Origin of the sequence: Flagellimonas allohymeniacidonis (assembly GCF_004296335.1) — a bacterium.
In the GTDB taxonomy this organism is placed as follows: domain Bacteria; phylum Bacteroidota; class Bacteroidia; order Flavobacteriales; family Flavobacteriaceae; genus Flagellimonas; species Flagellimonas allohymeniacidonis.
In genome coordinates, this window is record NZ_SGIU01000002.1 from 374,521 (window position 1) to 391,453 (window position 16,933).

Below are 16,933 nucleotides of genomic sequence, written 5' to 3' on the forward strand. Positions count from 1 at the left end.
GGTATTCGGTTATTCATCTCTTAGGGACTCTATTACTTGTACTCGAGCAGCTCTCCATGCCGGCACAAATCCGGCCAGTGTTCCAGCCAAAATCAATACAATGACAGTTGCAAAGGCCACATTAAAACTCACTGATGGGTTTACCACATAATCCACTTCTATATTTGGGCCTACAAGCTCAAGAAGGGCCATACTGAAAATAAGTCCCCCAAAGCCTGATATGGCCGTAACAAAAATGGCTTCATGCAAAATCATTCCTACAATAGACCAAGGCTTGGCACCCAATGCTTTTCTGATTCCTATTTCACGAGTACGCTCACGAACCACAATCAGCATAATATTACTGACACCTACCACCCCCGCGACTATGGTACAGATACCCACAAACCAAAAGAAAATCTTGATATTCCCCGTAAGGCCATAGTATCGTTTAGCTTCTTCCATGGCGCTCCAAACCTCCATGGCCCCAGTATCATCGGGAGCGACGGTATGAGCCTGCTGAAGATAGGTTTGAAGACTGTTCTTAAAATTAACTGCTTGGGCAACGGCTTCGTCAAAATTCTGCACTGGAGGAAGGGTATACGAAAGGTTGTTCACCCGGTTTCCTCCATTAAAAACCCTTTGTGCCGTAGTTATGGGAATGTAAATCCTTTCTTCTTCTCTTTCCCTTTGTTCTTTAAAAACCCCTATAATCTTAAAAGGGATGCCAGAGATGTCAACAAATTCTCCAATGGGTGTCTCCACCTCATTAAAAACATCTGTTCTAATTTTTTTTCCGATGATGGCCACTTTTCCCAAAGCAATTTCATCTTGGTAGTTGATAAATCGGCCATCTATCATTCCCGTATTTTCAATGAACTGAAAATCGGATGCAACGCCCTGTACACTATAGACCAGGGCTTCCTTGCCATAATTGACGGTAACGTCCCTAACAAAAATCCGGGCCGACTCATACTCAATAACATCATTGTACATGGAGCTCACCGTGTTGAAATTTTCATTTACAAACTGAATCCTTCTACCTGGATTGAGTCCCTTGAACTCTTTTGAAGTGACCCCGGGCCATGCCCAAACGCTGGTGGAGGCGTCTTGCTTGAATTCTTGCTCAATGCCATTCTGCATGCCTTGTCCAAAACCCAATAAAATAACCAAAATGAATATTCCGGAAGCTACAGATAGCCCCGTTAGGAAAGTGCGTAATTTGTTCTTTCGGATGGTGTCAAATATTTCTTGCCACCGTTCTATATCGAACATATGGTTGGTGTTTGATGATTGATGAAGTACGCAAGCGTACTCCTATAGGATAACAATTAAGTTGTATTGTTACACTTTGACCGTAAAAAAAATGTTAAAATTTTTAAGAAATTTTAATTTCTCATTCTACGGTAGATAAAATAGAATAAACCGGCTACCAAAATGTATGGAATCGCCATTAAATAAACGATACCGTCATTGAGGGCTTCTGCCGTTTCTGCATCTCCTTCACTCTCTACCACTGCCCTGCACATGGCGCATTGTGCCTCGCTTAGCTGAGGAAGCGCTAAAAAAATCAAGAGTGCTATGAGAATCTTTGTTTTCATCAGAATCAATAGGCATAGTAGGGGGAAATCATCACATAAACAATGACCCCAGTTATGGCGACATACAACCAAATGGGAAAAGTATATTTTGCCCATCGTCTATGGTTCTCAAAATCTTTTAGATATGCTTTGGAATAGGTGATAAGCACCAAGGGAATTACGGCTATGGAAAGCACAATGTGTGTGATCAGAATAAAATAGTACACGTATTGAATACCTCCCTCTCCTCCAAATTTGGTGCTATCGGAGGTCATATGATAGCCCACGTACATCACCAAAAACAAAGCCGACAGTACAATAGAGGTCGTCATCAGGTTTTGATGTAGCTTTCTTTTCCCATTTTTGATGGCAATCACAGCAACAATGAGCAACAAGGCGGTCAAACCATTGATGGAAGCATAAATGGGAGGAAGAAAATACAAAGGTTCTGCATCTGGAATTTTGTAACCAAACAATAGGGCCACAACCAATGGAATAACTATAGAAATAATAGTGATCCCGCGATTAAACCGTTTCTCGTTTATTGCTGCCTTTTCCATTAGTCTTCGAGCAATAGTTTTTTAATATCCTCCTTTAGCATAGTGATTTGTTGTGGCTCACCCTCCGCGTTCACCCCTTGTTTTTCGGTCACGGTACCGCGATAGTATATTATCGGATTCCCATAAGTATCCATTCTTGAACGAATATAACCTTCTTTATCAATAAGGGCGAACATTCCCGAGTGCTCAAATCCTCCAGGAACCGAAGTATCTTCACTCACGGGAACATAAAAACCTTCTTGCGCCAATTCGTAAATTGCATCACGGTCACCGGTCAGCAAGTGCCAGTCTGGGTCTGTTATCTCATATTTACCCGCATACTTTTTTAACACGGAAGGAGTATCATATCTTGGATTAATGGTAAATGACGCTACCCCAAAATCATCATATTCCTCAAAGGTTTCCTGAAGCTCCACCAAGTTGGTGGTCATAATGGGACAAATGGTGGGACAGGTAGTGAAGAAAAATTCCACAACGTACACTTTCCCCAAATAATCGGTATTGGAGATAGGCAGACTATCCTGATTGAAAAAAGAGAAGTTAGGGACCTTTCGCTTTTGACCGTTGTTTATCACAAAACCTACTTCCTGTTGAGCCACACCTAAGCTCATACGATCATCTTCAACTACTGAACTACCTTTAAGTCGATTAACGATTTTTGGAATGAAGATGATTCCAAAGACCAGAATAACCAATGAAACCCAAACGTAGGTGTATTTTTTGCTGCTATTTGCTCCTGTTGGCATTGTTCTTTTTTAAGGCAAGTCTGTATTCGGCCAAAATGATTTTTACATCATCCTCCATCTTATTGTTCAACTCAGCTACCGAAGTGGTATTGAATCCGTATTTGACCCCTTCATCCTCATCGTCATTTCTACCTCTAAGATTGCGGTCTTTATCCACGATAAAAACATAGGGTGTGCCATAAGTCTCATCTAAACTTAGGTTGGTTTCAAGGCTCTTGAAGAATGTTTCAATCTCAGCGGTGGACCCAAAGACAAAATTCCATTTATCCACATCAGAAAGTGTTCCCAATTCCTCCTTTAGCGCGGTCACTTCCTCCTCATAACCTGTGGGCACCATCATCAACATCTGAAAATCGTTGAACTCACTGAACCGCTTATAAATCTTTTGATTTAGGTTGAAGGCGTTTCCTTTGATCTTACCAATTTCGGTTCCCAAAAATCCCAAGATGGTAATTTTACCCTCAAGTTTGGCATCCCCAGTAAACTGTTCCAACTCATCCACGTTTTCAGTAAGTACAGGAAGCCTTCCAAAGTTGTTTACCCCTGAGGCAAAGAAGAGATAGGCCACTAACGGAAAAACAAAGAGAACGACTAAAACAAAGGTCTTTTTCATGAAAATCTCAATTCCACAAAAATAAAAAAGACGGTTTTGAAACCGCCTTTGATGTATGTTAATACTTTCTTAGAAATCCCAGGATAAAAAGCCATCCTTAAAGACGTTGTAGATATAGTCCGCTTCAAAAAGCAAGATAAATATCAGATAGCAAACCAAGAAGATGGGGGTCCATACTATCGCCCTACGCAATGAGCTTTTTTCATCCCTAAGGTGCATAAAATCCCAAGCGATATAATAGGCCTTCACCAAGGTTAAAATGATGAAAATCCAGTTAAGAAGTTTCATGCCCAAAAAGTAGTTTTTGGTCAAAACCTCTGGTTTGGTGATACCCAAAGCCACTTCTACTGCGGTTACGATACTTAGGAAAATCAAAACCCCCCAAATTTTTTGGGTATTTGATCTAAATTTTAAAAGTCCCCTGAAAATTTCCAGTTTATGTTCGTGTGCCATATGAATAGATACTGTTTCGAATGCTGCCCTTGCAGCAATAACAATTGAATTTTAAACCAAATAAAAGAATGTAAATACAAATACCCACACTAGATCTACAAAGTGCCAGTACAATCCCACTTTTTCCACCATTTCATAATGGCCCCTGCGTTCGTAAGTGCCCAAAATAATGTTGAAAAAGATAATCACATTGATGACCACTCCCGAGAAAACGTGGAAGCCGTGAAAACCTGTGATGAAAAAGAAAAAGTCAGCAAAAAGACGACTACCATATTCATTTCGTATCAGATTGGCTCCCTCAACCACCAATACCGCATCTTTGAGTTTCTCCAAGGATTCTCCGCGAGTCAATAGTGTTTTTTCACCTTCCTCATTGATGGTCTCCGTACGAATCAAAATATTTGGATTGGCCCTAAAGCCTTGAATCACCTCATTTAGGGAGTAGGATGTTTTATACCCTTCTTCCTGATACCAGATACCAGCACTTTTTTCATGCTTTACTCTTTCCTCTGGTAAGATTTTGGAAAAGTCGGCCAAAGCAGCTCGTTCACCGGTTTCTGCATTTACAAATTGTAGAATACGTCCTCCCTTGGTTTCCAACGCCCCATAATCCCCTTTAATAAAGGTTGCCCATTCCCAGGCCTGTGAGCCCACGAAAATGGCACCTCCAATAATGGTAAGGAACATGTAAAGGATAACACGGTTCTTCATCATGCGGTGACCCGCATCAACGGCAAGTACCATGGTGACCGAAGACATAATCAGAATGAATGTCATGAAAGCCACATAGTACATCGGGTAATTCCCATGGAAAAAGGGAACGTGGGTAAAAACCTCATCGGCTATCGGCCAAGTTTCAATAAACTTAAATCTGGAAAAACCATAGGACACCAAAAAACCAGAAAAGGTCAAGGCATCCGAGACGATGAAAAACCACATCATCAATTTTCCGTAGCTAGCACCCAGGGGACGGTTGCCACCACCCCAAACGTTATCTTCAGTACCGGTCGTTACCGTAGTATCCATAAAAGAACTCGTTTTAATAAAACTTTAGCAAAAATACACCTTTTACCGTATTGGAAAAGACAAAGTGCAATGAAAACTTCAACACCAAAAAATTATTTTACGAAATACATAAAAAGTATTAAGTACACCCAAAGGAAATCCAAAAAATGCCAAAAGGTTGCCCCCAATTCAAGGCCCAAATAACTTTTGGAACCATACTTAGCCCTTAGTTGCTGAACCAACACCACCAAAAGGGAAATCAATCCGGCCACCACATGCACAATGTGCACTGCAGCAATCAGGAAAACATACGACATTTTGATGTTACTGGTAGGTCCCGTGAAGTAATACCCATTCTCCAACATTTGCGAAAATCCTACAAATTGCAGTACGATAAAAAGAATCCCCAATCCTAGGGTCACCAACAAAAACAGGGTGCCTTGTTTTTGGTCATCTTTTTTTACGGCTCTCTTGGCAAGCCAATAGGTGATACTACTCAATACAATGGTTGCCGTACTCCACAAGAATGCTTGGGGCAAATCCAGGTCACTGATCCAATCGCTACGTTTACTACTCACAATATAGGCACTGGTCCAACCAGCAAATCCCATTATTAAGCTCACAATACCGAACCAGAGCATCATCTTTTTGGCCCTTCTATTCTTTTGCTCTATTGTTCCTTGGGTAAAATCCATTTTCTAACTGATCAATTTATCAACAACATATATTATCTGAATCAAGGAGATGTAGGTCACGCTGGCCAGCATTAACCGTCGTGCACTTACATTGTCCCTTTTCTCATAAAGCCTAAATGCAAAAAACAGCATAATCAAACCACATAACAAAACGATGGTTGCTGCCGGAATCGTCAAATGCAGGCGCCCTGTGAAACCAAAAGCTGGCATTACGGAAATAACTATCATCCAGATGGTATACAATATGATTTGCAGAGCGGTGCCCCTATCTTTTTTTCCCGTTGGAAGCATTTTAAAGCCTCCTCGCTTGTAGTCATCGTCCAACATCCATCCCAAGGCCCAAAAATGCGGAAACTGCCAAAAGAATTGAATCATAAACAGGGTTCCTGGTTCTATTCCGAAGTCATCTGTAGCGGCCACCCATCCCAACATAAAGGGTATGGCTCCCGGAAAGGCGCCCACAAAGACTGCTAATGGCGTCTTTGTTTTGAGCGGGGTATACACGCTAGTATATAAAAAGATGGAAATAGCCCCGAACATGGCCGTTTTTGGGCTCAAAAAATATAGGGAAATGACACCTAGAATGGTTAAAAGAATAGCGACGGTCATTGCTGTGCTAACCGACATTCGCCCCGAAGGAATTGGGCGATTTCGAGTCCGTTTCATAAGTGCATCGAGGTCTTTCTCAATGACCTGATTGTAGGCATTGGAGGCCCCTACCATGCAGTAGCCACCAAAAGCCAAGAGAACAACGGACCATAATTCGATTTGATAGGCTCCCAAAAAATATCCGGCAATGGAAGAGAACACCACACTCACGGCCAGTTTGGCCTTTGTGATTTCCTTGAAGTCGGAAAAAATTAAGGATAAGGATGTGCTTTTTAAGGAACCTACGGCAGATTTCATCCACATTGCGTATTGGCGTGCAAAGATAGTCCTCGAAGTATTCTTTTCCAACCCCTTGAGATTGTTTGTGTTAATTTTAGAAGATTTAAAAAGAAATACGTTTACTCCCCAAACAAAAACAATGTTGACAAGGGAACCTCAAGGGCGTTGGCAATACGATTTAGGGTGACCAAGCTAGTGTTATTCTCGGCTCTTTCAACGCGCCCGACTTGAGTTTTTGGAATATCGGCTTCTAGCGCTAAATCTTGTTGGGACATACCTTTCTCCTTGCGAAGATGGCGAATTCGTTGTCCCACTTTTTTCATTACTTCCGCATCTTCTGGCAAATACTCCCTATACATGGAACCAAAATCCAATGTTTTACTGAAAGATTTGGTTACATCGTTGTGCTTTTTTGATTCATTTTGATTATTTTTGAATACGCTTTCTGCATAACCCCCTCACCCCAAAACCAGGGTTATGCCAATATTGCCTATTGTAAAAGAAATTACCGAAATCTTAAATCGTAGGGTGTCTGCTTCTTGGGAGCTTCGTTTTGGCACCTTGCAAATCGATACCTACCACCAAGGGATGCTATAGCAGAGGGTACGCCGGCCCAGTGGCCAGCTGCTGCTCCATACCCAACCCCACACACCATTTGCCCACATGGAAGTGCTGGACCATTTGGTGTTTTCCTTCGGGTTCACCTTTGCCAAACCCCAAGACCAAAACCGGTATGCAACGGTATTGGAACAACTCCCCCGACCTTTGGTCGATGGTACTTTGCTATTAGATGAGAATGCCATGACCCTTGCCTTCACCATTGACGCACCTGATAGAGCTTTGCAAGTAAGGGTAGAGCAAACGTATCTGCAACTTACTTTAGTAAAACCTCTTTTTTTTGTCCGGTGTTGAGATTTCTCAGTCGCTTCGCTCCTTCGAAATGACTCTATTAATCCAATATTAATAGTAAAAGTGAATAAACGGGAAATCTATAACAGCCTTCGGGAAATATGGGCAATGAAAAGGCCTATGACCCCAATTACCTTTGTACCAACAAAATACTAATAAAAAGCATTTCAATTATGGAAACTACAACACAAGAACAAGAATTATTGATAAAAGCAAACGAGGTGACCGCTTTATTGGCCGAAGGGAAATTTATTGAGGCCATGGAAAACTACTTGGCGGATGATGTACAACTTTTTGAAGGAAACAATCCTGCCAAGGTAGGTAAGGCATTTAGTTTGGCCGAAGAGCAAAAGTTATTGGAAACCGTTACCAATTTTCATGGGTATACCGTGACCAGTGGCCCAGCCGTTAAAGGCGACACCACTTTTTATGAGGCTGTTATGGAGTTCGATACCAATGATGGAACCAAACACCGATTTGAGCAGGTGGTACGTACCCAATGGAAAGATGGAAAAATTGTGAATGAGCGCTATTACCACGCTTAGTTCCACAAGTAGAATGAGCGTAGAGAAAAAGCTCCGATTAAAAATCGGAGCTTTTTCTTTTAAGCATAGTATAATAAGCCCTCATCCACATGGCTATTACTTATTGCTGGAGGCCTTGCTTGCCAACAAAAAAGCCCCGGCAAAACTGCCAGGGCTACTATATTTGATATCATATTTTTTACTGTAACTTAAAGGTAATCGGAATACTGAAAGGTACTTTTACCGCTCTACCTCTTTGCTTACCTGGAGTCATGTTAGGCAGCTTCTTGATGATTCGCAACGCTTCAGCCTCCAAGTTTTTGTCCGGTCCACGCATCCTGATGTTTCCAATGCTTCCATCTTTTTGGATAACGAAAATAACATTAACACGTCCTTGTACTCCCATTTCTTGGGCGATTTCAGGATAACGGAAGTTCTTACGGATATGCTTCTGCATCATTTCCTGAAAACATGCTTTTTTGTTGCTAGATCCTTCACATCCGGGGAAAATCGGTACATCTTCAATTACGGCAAAAGGAACTGAAATATCTTCATCTACTTCGTCAACTTCGACTTCTTCCACTTCCATTACCTCTTCTTCCTGACTGGTTTCAGTAGACTCAATAACAGTTTCTTCAACTTCTTCCTCATCTTCAACAACCTCGATTACTTCAGGGGCAGCAGGTGGTGGTGGTGGTGGTGGCGTTTTAATTTGTTCCGTCATTGGCACCTCTTCATCCAACTGGTCCTCAACGTTCAATGAGATATCATAGTCATTAATCTTGTCATATTTTTTCCACTCCATGGCTCCGTATACCAGCCCCAGCACAGCAGCCAACCCTATTACGAAATACAGGGTGCTGTTCTTTCCTACATCAGCTTTTGGATTCTTTTTTAATTCCATTTTTTTGAGTTTAGTATTCGCTAATTTAATATTTAATTCGTTAAATAAGCAATTAAATTTTCCATTTTAACGGCTGTTTTTTAGAAAAATACCACCAAATCAATAACGCGCCCAAGCCTGCCCCAATGGTATTCGCAATGGCATCTCCATATTCGGCCATTCTATTTTCCGTAATGGTATACTGTAAGAACTCAATAAATATGCCATATATCACAGCGCTTGGAAGCATAATTGCTATTGCCCCATTACAAGCTATTTTTCTGGATTTCAATTCCCTAATAAACAGGCATCCCAATACAACAAAACCACCATAAAACACCAAATGGGTGACCTTATCGGCATAGGGAATGCTCACTGAGCCGGTATCCAAACCTGAAAAAGAAAATAAGCTGAGCCATGTAATCAACACAACCCAGCCTATAAAAAATATGGTAAAAAAATAGTTTTTAAGCACCAATCAAGGCTTTGTAATCGGCATCGCTCATCAAATCATCAACCTGTGATTCGTCACTGATTTTTAATTTGATCATCCAACCCTCACCATAGGGATCTGAGTTCACTTTTTCCGGTTCGTCTTCCAAAGATTCATTGAACTCAACGATTTCACCGCTTAAGGGCAAAAACAAGTCAGAGACCGTTTTAACGGCTTCCACTGTACCGAAAACCTCTTCCTTGTCCAAGGTTTCATCAACAGTCTCCACCTCGACATAAACAATATCACCAAGTTCTCCTTGGGCAAAATCTGTAATCCCGATAGTGGCTATATCGCCTTCAATTTTAACCCATTCGTGGTCTTTGGTGTACTTTAGGTCTGCTGGTATGTTCATTGTCTCAAATAATTTTTGTCCGAAGACAAATGTAACCGATCAGGCATAGCTTTTCAAGTAAACTTTGGGCAAAAGAAAAAATACCAAAGAAAATCCTTCCTCTAGTTTCCGAAGTTGTATCGAAGGGTAAAGCCGGTGTTAATCGTGGTTTGTGGAAAGGCCGTTGACACAGCAAACTCCGAGAAGGAATGATCGTAAAAGAACAGTGCGTTAAAGTTTTTGCTCAGCGCATAATCTGCTGTGAACTTAAAGGACACCAATTTCTGACCTGAGGTGATTTGATTATTATCTATATCAAGGTTTCTAATGATGGTAATATTGTCCCTAAGTGAAAAATCGGCTTTGAGGTTCAGGTCTCCCTTGAGTCTTGTTCGCTCCCCTCCAATGTTGGTCACGAACTTCACATCTTTAAAACGATACCCAAGGCCAACGGTATATTCCTGACCGTTGATCTCGGTAAGCAGACTGTTATCAAAACTTAAGGAAAGGGTTCTGTCCCTGCGCACTTCGGCCAAGAAGCTGAAGGAGTTCTTCATTTCGAAATCGACCCGCATTAGCGGATTGAACTGGTCGGTCAGTACTACATTGCTGATAATGTTTTCAGGGAGCAAATCCCCATTTTCTGGGTTTACCGAGCTATTTTGTCGCTCCAGGTTGGTCTGAAAATTATTGATGCTATAGGCCGCCCGATAGCCATGGCTCAACGAAAAACGTTTGAACTTCTTCTTGAACCAGCGATTTTTCATCAAACCGGTGTACTTAACGTTCCAATTGGGAATGGGGATTTCGCGAAAAGCATCCAAATTGACCCGATTGACATCCCGTCCCGTATAAGCCGCAAAAAAGGCAGGTAGCAATACCTCTTGCTGGGTCTTTCCATATAGTTCAGGGAAACCATCATCGTCCAAGGTGCCTGGTGACTGATTCCTATCGGCCACCAATCGATTTGCAATCACAATTCTGTTCTGTTTGAATTCTTCAAAAGTCTGAGAATCAAATTCATCACTCTTATTGAAAACCGTGCTGATCATCATGGTCGAGATACTGAAATTTCCAAACTCATTGATCAGTCCGTCAAGACCATTCTGCCAAAGCTCTGGACTAAAGTTTTCTTGTAAGCTTGTTGTCAATTGACGGTCGGCAGTGAGGTCAATGGTCAAATCTTGTGTTGGTTGGGCCGTAGCTGTAATGTTCAACTGCTTGGTTGAATTTCTCAAGTATTGCGAGTTAAATTCAGGGAAAGTAGTCAACCAGCCGTTTCGGGCCGCTTCAAAGCGCACATCTGACTGACTTCCGAACACAAAGCCGAAGGTGGGTCTGGTGGTACCAATAAAGCCTATGGACTGGGTGTATCCTGGAAGGACCGTTCCATTATTCTCGCTGTAATTCACATTGACCCTTTTCACCATAGTTATGGCATCGATAAGGGTATTGACTGTCTTGCTGGTTTTTTTCTTTGGTTTTTCGTCTTCAGTTCCCGAAGCCGGATTTCCAGCTTTGTCCCTTCTCGCTTGCGCCTGACTAGCCAGTACCTTGCCGTCCCTTTTCCTCAATCCAAGAAAGTCATAAAAACGTTGCATCGACAAATTTGCCGTAATATTATGGGTGTTCGCGTTTTGTACGGTATTGATGTCCTCACCGGCCACCTCATTCAAAGCATCTCCACCCCGTTGCCAATCAAAATTGCTGGTATAGGTATACTGGGCGTTAATGAAATTCAAGAACGGAAACTTACTGAACGGCAATTCATAATTGATTTGCATCTGTTGGGAATGTCGGTTAGGTTCCCCAATATCAAAAAAGCCATCCCAGAGATCAAGAAGCTCGTTGATACCCGAATCGGGATCGCCTTCTTCGTTAAAATAATTGCGAACAATATTGTTGTTGGAAGCGGTAAGGTTCAACCTTAACGATTTGGTAATGCTATAGTTTAGGGCATACTGCCAATTGAACAGATAATTTCGCTGTTGAAGCAACGGTAAATCCAGAGCATCAACCCCAGGCTCCAAAACATCTCGAAAACGCTGCTGATTGAAGGAGCGATTCAAATTTGAATTCAAAGAAAAACTGGCGGGCAATAAATTAATGTTAAGTTCTTTAAGCCATTGCCAATACTTTCCAGTAAACAAAGAGTCTTTTTTGGCAAAAGGAGCTATAGTGGCAGGTTTAAAATTATGATTGTAAACAAAACCTGTGGTCACATTTTGATCCCGAAGTTCCGCTACTTGAAAATCTCTATGATCGGTTTCGTTATAGGAATAGTTGAAAGTGAAGTTTTCAATATCAAAGAAGTTTTCCTTTGCTTCCTCCCCTCTATTTTTTCGAACACCAATTAAGTTGATACTGGTTCGCTTTGTATAATCCTCGGCTTGCTCCCGTATGGTCTCGGCTTCCTCAGGAGTGGATGCTGCGTCGATACGGTCATCGAGCTTTAAATCATCATAAACAGGGTCAAACTCTGGAGTAATCAAAGTTTCTGATATACCATAGTTGAAAGGAATTTGAAGCCCCCATTTTTTAGGAAACAGCTGACCGACATTTACATTGGTGACCACATCATAGGAGATGGCATCCTCTCGCAGACGTTCATTGGGCATTTGATCTATAGAGCCAAAACCAGAGGTACTTCTGCTTCCCGTTGCCGTAACATTGGCAAAATCGGCCATGTTGGCGTCCAGCGCTGCAATAGCGGCCCAACCACCATTATTGTCCAAGCCTGCCAAACGTAGTTCATTGAACCAAACCTCTCCTCGAGCTGGAAGGTCATCGATATTCTTGACCCCTACCATCATACCACGTATGCTTCCCAAAGAGGGGTTACCTTTAATCCCAATACGGACCCTCCCCAAAGTTCTCGGTGCAAATTCATCCACAAGTACTGCAACACCATCAATAATTTCATAAAAATTGACCTCGTTCAGGGTTTGTTCTGCTATGCCGAGGGATTTTACCTTATTTAGGTCAGCAAGGGCAATATCAATTTCATTTACTTCCGGCCAAATCTCCTCTGGGGATGTCACGTTGAATGAAGTAAACTGCAGGGGAAGCTCAAGCTGATAGAAGTTTTCTGAGAAGTCCGTTCCCATTCGAAGGAATCCGACCAAAGGGGTATCATCGTCGGAATAGTCGCCATCCAAAATCTTTTCGGCATGCATAAACATTTTGATGCGCTCATATTGGCGAATATCGATGTTGACGTTTTTAAAAACACCCCGGGAATCTTCAGATTCCAGATTTTCTACCACAAACGACAGCGATTGCTCATTTTGACGGATAATGGTATTGTTGTTGTTCAGCTGTTCCCGTACAACTCCAGGAGGAAGCACATACGGAATGGGCTGTCTTCCAAAGTTTTCCTCGATGTTTACCGTATTAACATCGGTAACAGTGCCGTCATCCGAAGGGTCATTGTCCACATCAGGCTGAAGGGAATTCGTATAAGTACGCCAATCACCACGAACCAAATCCAAGGTCGCAAAACGAAGCACCACATCATCGGAAAAGCCTGTGAGGTACATCCGCATAAAACTTATAGATCGGAAATCGGTTATCCCACCTACGGCTTCTGTGAAGTCGCTCAGGGGTATTTTATATTGAATCCATCTTCGGTTAAGTTGGGTTCCATTCGGTAAGGTCGGTGTAAGACCTTCACGGATATCTGTTACGTACTGATCATCCACCGTGGTATTGGGTCGAATCTGAATCCGGTATTCGTAGTAGCTATCCACCGTATTCATGGTCAAATCACGGTCAATATCCTCTACATCTGGCAAAGTGGTCGAGCCCCTGCTTGTATTGGTCACTGCCACCGGGGAATTGCCTTGAGGGTTATTGAAATCGAAATAGCGCTCTAAAATTCCTCCTTCACGGTTCAGATAATATTGATAATTGTCAAAAGCGGGGTCTTCGGCAGGTCCATTATAAATAGCTTGTTCTTCGGCATCATTTAATCCATCAAATCCAACATCTTGCTGGGTTCTATTGGTTTCATCAGCATCAAAGGCATAGACCAATGATTGGGTTGAAGGTACTTGCCCCCAAATGGTTGTCCTAGGAATTTCATTATTGGTGGTGGCTGGAAGACCATTTTCATATTGTTTTCTTCCATCCTTTAGGATGTCTTCTGAAATATTTCCCAAATTCAACACCAATTCCCCGACATTTCCATCAGTCGTCTGCCCATCAATGTATGGGTCCAACACCCAGAATTGGACAAACTCCACATTGGACTGTTCAAAATTAGTGCTGCTCAACGGACGCATGATTCCTGCCCATTTTTCAGCAGGTGTCTCAGCAACAAAGTTCGGATTTGCATTATAAGGCCCTTGGTCGTTCGGATAGTAAATGATATCCAACGTTCCCTGCACCTGTGTTTGGCCTTGGGCAATATCGGTCTCGGTAAATACCTCATCAATAAAAACGCGTCTTGTGGCGTTCAATGAAATATCGTTATCGGAAAGTCCGGCAGGTCTTTGGTTGGTATAAAAAATAGGGTCAATCGTGTACCACGACATTTTTGCTCGCTCAAAACCGACGTCGATACCGGTACGATCCTGCAAGAATTCCACTGGGGGGCTTGCCAAGGTCCAACCCAGTGATGAACGAATGTCAATCAATGCCTGGGCTCCTTCAAAATCATCCAAATAGGTCGTTGTTTCTCCTTCAAAATCTGCGTTCTTGGGTGAATTCGGTCTTAAAAAGGCCACCTCTCCTCTCACAGATAGGTTTGAGGGCACGTCCGTATCAATATTGGGTAATTTATTGGCCAATCGCGTGAGAAAGGGAATCTCCGTGCTAAAGTTTCCGTTAAGTCCGAAAATGGTATTGTTCACTGGTTCCACTCCAAAATTGGATTTTTGGGTAAGTGGACGTTCGTTTAGGTTGAGTACCGTAGCACCCAAAAGAAAGTTCTCGTTAAATTGGTGTTCTACATTGATACCCGTAAACCTTCGGGTCTGCTGTCCAAAAACGGCATTGTTCTCAACAGATATATTCACCGGAGTGTTAGAAGCTTGAAGACTGGGGTCCAAAATTTGAACGGTTCCTGCCTGATAGTTAACGGTATAATCAATTCCCTCCTGTAGCTGTCGGCCTCCTGCGGTTACCCGAACCGAACCTCTGGGCACGTTGAAAGCCCCAATTGGAATACCATTGTTACCCTCTGACTTATATCTTCCCTTTAACTGAAACCTGTTCTTCTCGGCATCTTGTAAGGAAGCTGCCTTGGTCTTGGCGTACATATTTCGGAAAACATAGCGCTCCTGATTGGGGTTATAGCCCTGATCATCTTCCACGTCATAAATTTCACCTGCATTACTTCGCAAAGTTTCAAAGAGGAATTCCCCAAATGGTTCCACTTTGGTAAAAATAATTCGTCCCGATTGGGTGTCAACTGTAATCCCTGGAACGTAATCAAAAAAGCCATCCCCTCCACGTTGTACATCGTTATAGATGTTTAAGCGGTCCAGATTGAAGACTTCCAATAATATACGTTCATCCAAGGGTCTGTTGCCGTTTATAGGAGCGGGAAAATCCACCACTGGGGTAATATAGTTACGAGGGGTTGGGTCGGAATACAGAATATTGAACTTAAAATCTTCCTGACTTAGCTGAAAAGCACCTGTGGCGTAGATATTTTTCATCATCAAATCCCATATGGGATCATCCACGTTGGTAATATTACTTTTCAATAATTTTAGAATCAAGGTGTTGTTTTCAACGATTGGGTTTACACCACCTGATACCGTTGTTGCATCAATTCCACCATTGGCGAACTCCCCAACTTGGAAGACTTCCCCATTGAAGGTGTATTGAAAAGCCACACCCAAGACTTCGTCGTTGCTCAACCGTTGATTCAAAGAAATGTATCCCAATTGCTGGTCGAACTGATAGTCACGGCCCACTTCCAACTTTCGAGCATTCTCCAGAAATGCATAATCGAATCCTTGATTGGCCGAATATCCGTTACCAAAGGTAAAGCCTTGTTCCACGGTCGCTATGTCACGGATGGAAGCATTTAATACCCCACCATTACCAATAAGGCTTGGGTCATAGTCGTTCGCACCATTTTGTGGTAGGACATCGGTACCAGGTATATTGAAAAATCCTGCCGGTGCACCCCCTAGGATACCGATTCTGGTCTTTTCATTGCCCGATCTCCCCAGTTCGGCCTCTCCCAAATCTTGAATGGCCACAACATTTCGAACGTTCAAGGTTTGCTGATTTCTATTGGTGACCCACACCTCAAGTCTTGTTATTTGCACCTGACTTTGGATAAAAGGGTAGTTCTCTAGAGCACGGTCATAATTATCCCGAAAATATTGCGCTAAGAAAAAGTGCTTGTCCTCATCGTAATCCAAGGCGGTAAGGGCAAAATCATTCAAAGTACCTCCTCCTTGGGCGACCACCGTATTGTTTTGTGAGCGCTGTTCCGAAAAAACAGCGGTAACCGTGGTTCTTCCAAACTGCAATTGTGTTTTTACCCCGAACAGGCTTTGAGCTCCTGTGATCAAAGAGCTATTAAGGGGCATGTTTACGTTACCAATTTCAATTTTTCTCAGGATGTCATCCTCGGTTGGGGTGTAATCCAGCTTTACCAAATTTTGGAAATCAAATGTGGCCTCGGTATCGTAGTTTGCCGTTACTTGAAGACGTTCTCCTACCTTTCCCAACAAGCTAAGACTAATCCTTTGGTCAAAGTCAAATGAGAGGTTGGTACGGTTTCTAGGGGAAAGGGCCGGATTGTCATTTTTTTGCCATAGGACTCCCAAATCCATAGCAACGGAACCCTGAGGTATTACCTCGATAGTATTTCCTCCGAAAATAGATTCGAAGAAACTGCTGTTCACATAAAAATTGGGCAATAGATTTTTACGTGCTTCTTGGCTACCTTCCTTTTTTCCTGTGAATGCATCGATTTTCTCTTTGAAATAGGTTTTCATCCCTTCCCGGCGTATCAATTCAAAATACTGTTCGGGTGTAAGTATTATGGGATAGGAGATATCAAAATCGCCAATAGTTTCAGAGTATATATATCGGTCTAAATCGGGGTCGTACGTGTATTTGGAAACAATGCTGGTGGGGTTGGCCAAGTTCAAGCGTCCCAAGGCAACTCCGGTTTTCACGGAATCCTGTGCTTGCTCATTGTTCTCTTGTCCCCAAGAAATGGAAACGAACAAAAAACAAAAACAAAAGAAAAAGTGCTTAAATCCAGTTGGTTTAAGTATTGGTCTTGCCCCTCTTTTCAAACT

The 16,933-nt window shown here is 42.4% G+C and carries 16 protein-coding genes; 2 read left to right on the forward strand and 14 right to left on the reverse strand.

Going from position 1 to position 16,933, the window contains the following annotated elements:
• Positions 1-9: 9 nt before the first annotated feature.
• The 10 genes from EW142_RS10050 to EW142_RS10095 all read right to left on the reverse strand — a co-directional run bounded on the left by EW142_RS10050 (position 10) and on the right by EW142_RS10095 (position 6,878).
• A complete protein-coding gene (locus tag EW142_RS10050; RefSeq protein ID WP_130613465.1) occupies positions 10-1,254 on the reverse strand; it encodes an ABC transporter permease in 1,245 nt (414 codons plus the stop codon).
• A 113-nt stretch (positions 1,255-1,367) separates the two neighbouring features.
• Positions 1,368-1,580, reverse strand: coding sequence for a hypothetical protein (locus tag EW142_RS10055; protein WP_130613467.1), 213 nt, complete (start codon positions 1,578-1,580; stop codon positions 1,368-1,370).
• Positions 1,581-1,585: 5 nt separating this feature from the next.
• Complete coding sequence (locus EW142_RS10060; protein WP_130613469.1) at positions 1,586-2,119, reverse strand: DUF420 domain-containing protein; 534 nt, start codon at positions 2,117-2,119, stop codon at positions 1,586-1,588.
• A complete protein-coding gene (locus EW142_RS10065) occupies positions 2,119-2,865 on the reverse strand; it encodes an SCO family protein (protein ID WP_130613471.1) in 747 nt (248 codons plus the stop codon). The genes EW142_RS10060 and EW142_RS10065 overlap by 1 nt, the downstream gene beginning before the upstream one ends.
• Positions 2,846-3,478 carry a hypothetical protein gene (locus tag EW142_RS10070; RefSeq protein WP_130613473.1) on the reverse strand — a complete coding sequence of 211 codons (633 nt, stop codon included), beginning with the start codon at positions 3,476-3,478 and terminating at the stop codon, positions 2,846-2,848. The genes EW142_RS10065 and EW142_RS10070 overlap by 20 nt, the downstream gene beginning before the upstream one ends.
• A 69-nt stretch (positions 3,479-3,547) precedes the next feature.
• On the reverse strand, positions 3,548-3,931 hold the full coding sequence (locus EW142_RS10075) for a cytochrome C oxidase subunit IV family protein (protein WP_130613475.1): 384 nt from the start codon (positions 3,929-3,931) through the stop codon (positions 3,548-3,550).
• A 51-nt stretch (positions 3,932-3,982) separates the two neighbouring features.
• Positions 3,983-4,957 (reverse strand): cytochrome c oxidase subunit 3, encoded by a 975-nt coding sequence (locus EW142_RS10080; RefSeq protein ID WP_130613477.1) that lies wholly within the window; start codon positions 4,955-4,957, stop codon positions 3,983-3,985.
• A 92-nt stretch (positions 4,958-5,049) separates the two neighbouring features.
• Entirely contained in the window at positions 5,050-5,631 is a 582-nt protein-coding gene (locus tag EW142_RS10085; RefSeq protein ID WP_130613479.1) for a cytochrome c oxidase subunit 3, read from the reverse strand.
• Positions 5,632-5,634: 3 nt separating this feature from the next.
• Positions 5,635-6,537 (reverse strand): heme o synthase, encoded by a 903-nt coding sequence (cyoE, locus tag EW142_RS10090; RefSeq protein WP_130613481.1) that lies wholly within the window; start codon positions 6,535-6,537, stop codon positions 5,635-5,637.
• A 101-nt stretch (positions 6,538-6,638) separates the two neighbouring features.
• On the reverse strand, positions 6,639-6,878 hold the full coding sequence (locus tag EW142_RS10095) for a helix-turn-helix domain-containing protein (protein WP_165395252.1): 240 nt from the start codon (positions 6,876-6,878) through the stop codon (positions 6,639-6,641).
• Positions 6,879-7,182: 304 nt separating this feature from the next.
• Here EW142_RS10095 and EW142_RS10100 point away from each other — a divergent pair, with 304 nt between their 5' ends.
• Both EW142_RS10100 and EW142_RS10105 read left to right on the forward strand, forming a co-directional pair.
• A complete protein-coding gene (locus EW142_RS10100; RefSeq protein WP_130613483.1) occupies positions 7,183-7,431 on the forward strand; it encodes a hypothetical protein in 249 nt (82 codons plus the stop codon).
• A 170-nt stretch (positions 7,432-7,601) separates the two neighbouring features.
• Complete coding sequence (locus EW142_RS10105) at positions 7,602-7,973, forward strand: SnoaL-like domain-containing protein (protein WP_130613485.1); 372 nt, start codon at positions 7,602-7,604, stop codon at positions 7,971-7,973.
• 178 nt (positions 7,974-8,151) lie between these two features.
• Here the strand turns inward: EW142_RS10105 and EW142_RS10110 are convergent, their stop codons facing one another.
• The 4 genes from EW142_RS10110 to sov all read right to left on the reverse strand — a co-directional run bounded on the left by EW142_RS10110 (position 8,152) and on the right by sov (position 16,930).
• Positions 8,152-8,856, reverse strand: a complete 705-nt coding sequence (locus EW142_RS10110; RefSeq protein ID WP_130613487.1) for an energy transducer TonB — start codon at positions 8,854-8,856, stop codon at positions 8,152-8,154.
• 52 nt (positions 8,857-8,908) lie between these two features.
• On the reverse strand, positions 8,909-9,310 hold the full coding sequence (locus EW142_RS10115) for a VanZ family protein (RefSeq protein ID WP_165395253.1): 402 nt from the start codon (positions 9,308-9,310) through the stop codon (positions 8,909-8,911).
• On the reverse strand, positions 9,303-9,683 hold the full coding sequence (gene gcvH, locus EW142_RS10120; protein WP_130613490.1) for a glycine cleavage system protein GcvH: 381 nt from the start codon (positions 9,681-9,683) through the stop codon (positions 9,303-9,305). The genes EW142_RS10115 and gcvH overlap by 8 nt, the downstream gene beginning before the upstream one ends.
• A 101-nt stretch (positions 9,684-9,784) precedes the next feature.
• Positions 9,785-16,930, reverse strand: coding sequence for a T9SS outer membrane translocon Sov/SprA (gene sov / locus EW142_RS10125; protein WP_130613492.1), 7,146 nt, complete (start codon positions 16,928-16,930; stop codon positions 9,785-9,787).
• Between the last annotated feature and the right edge of the window lie 3 nt (positions 16,931-16,933).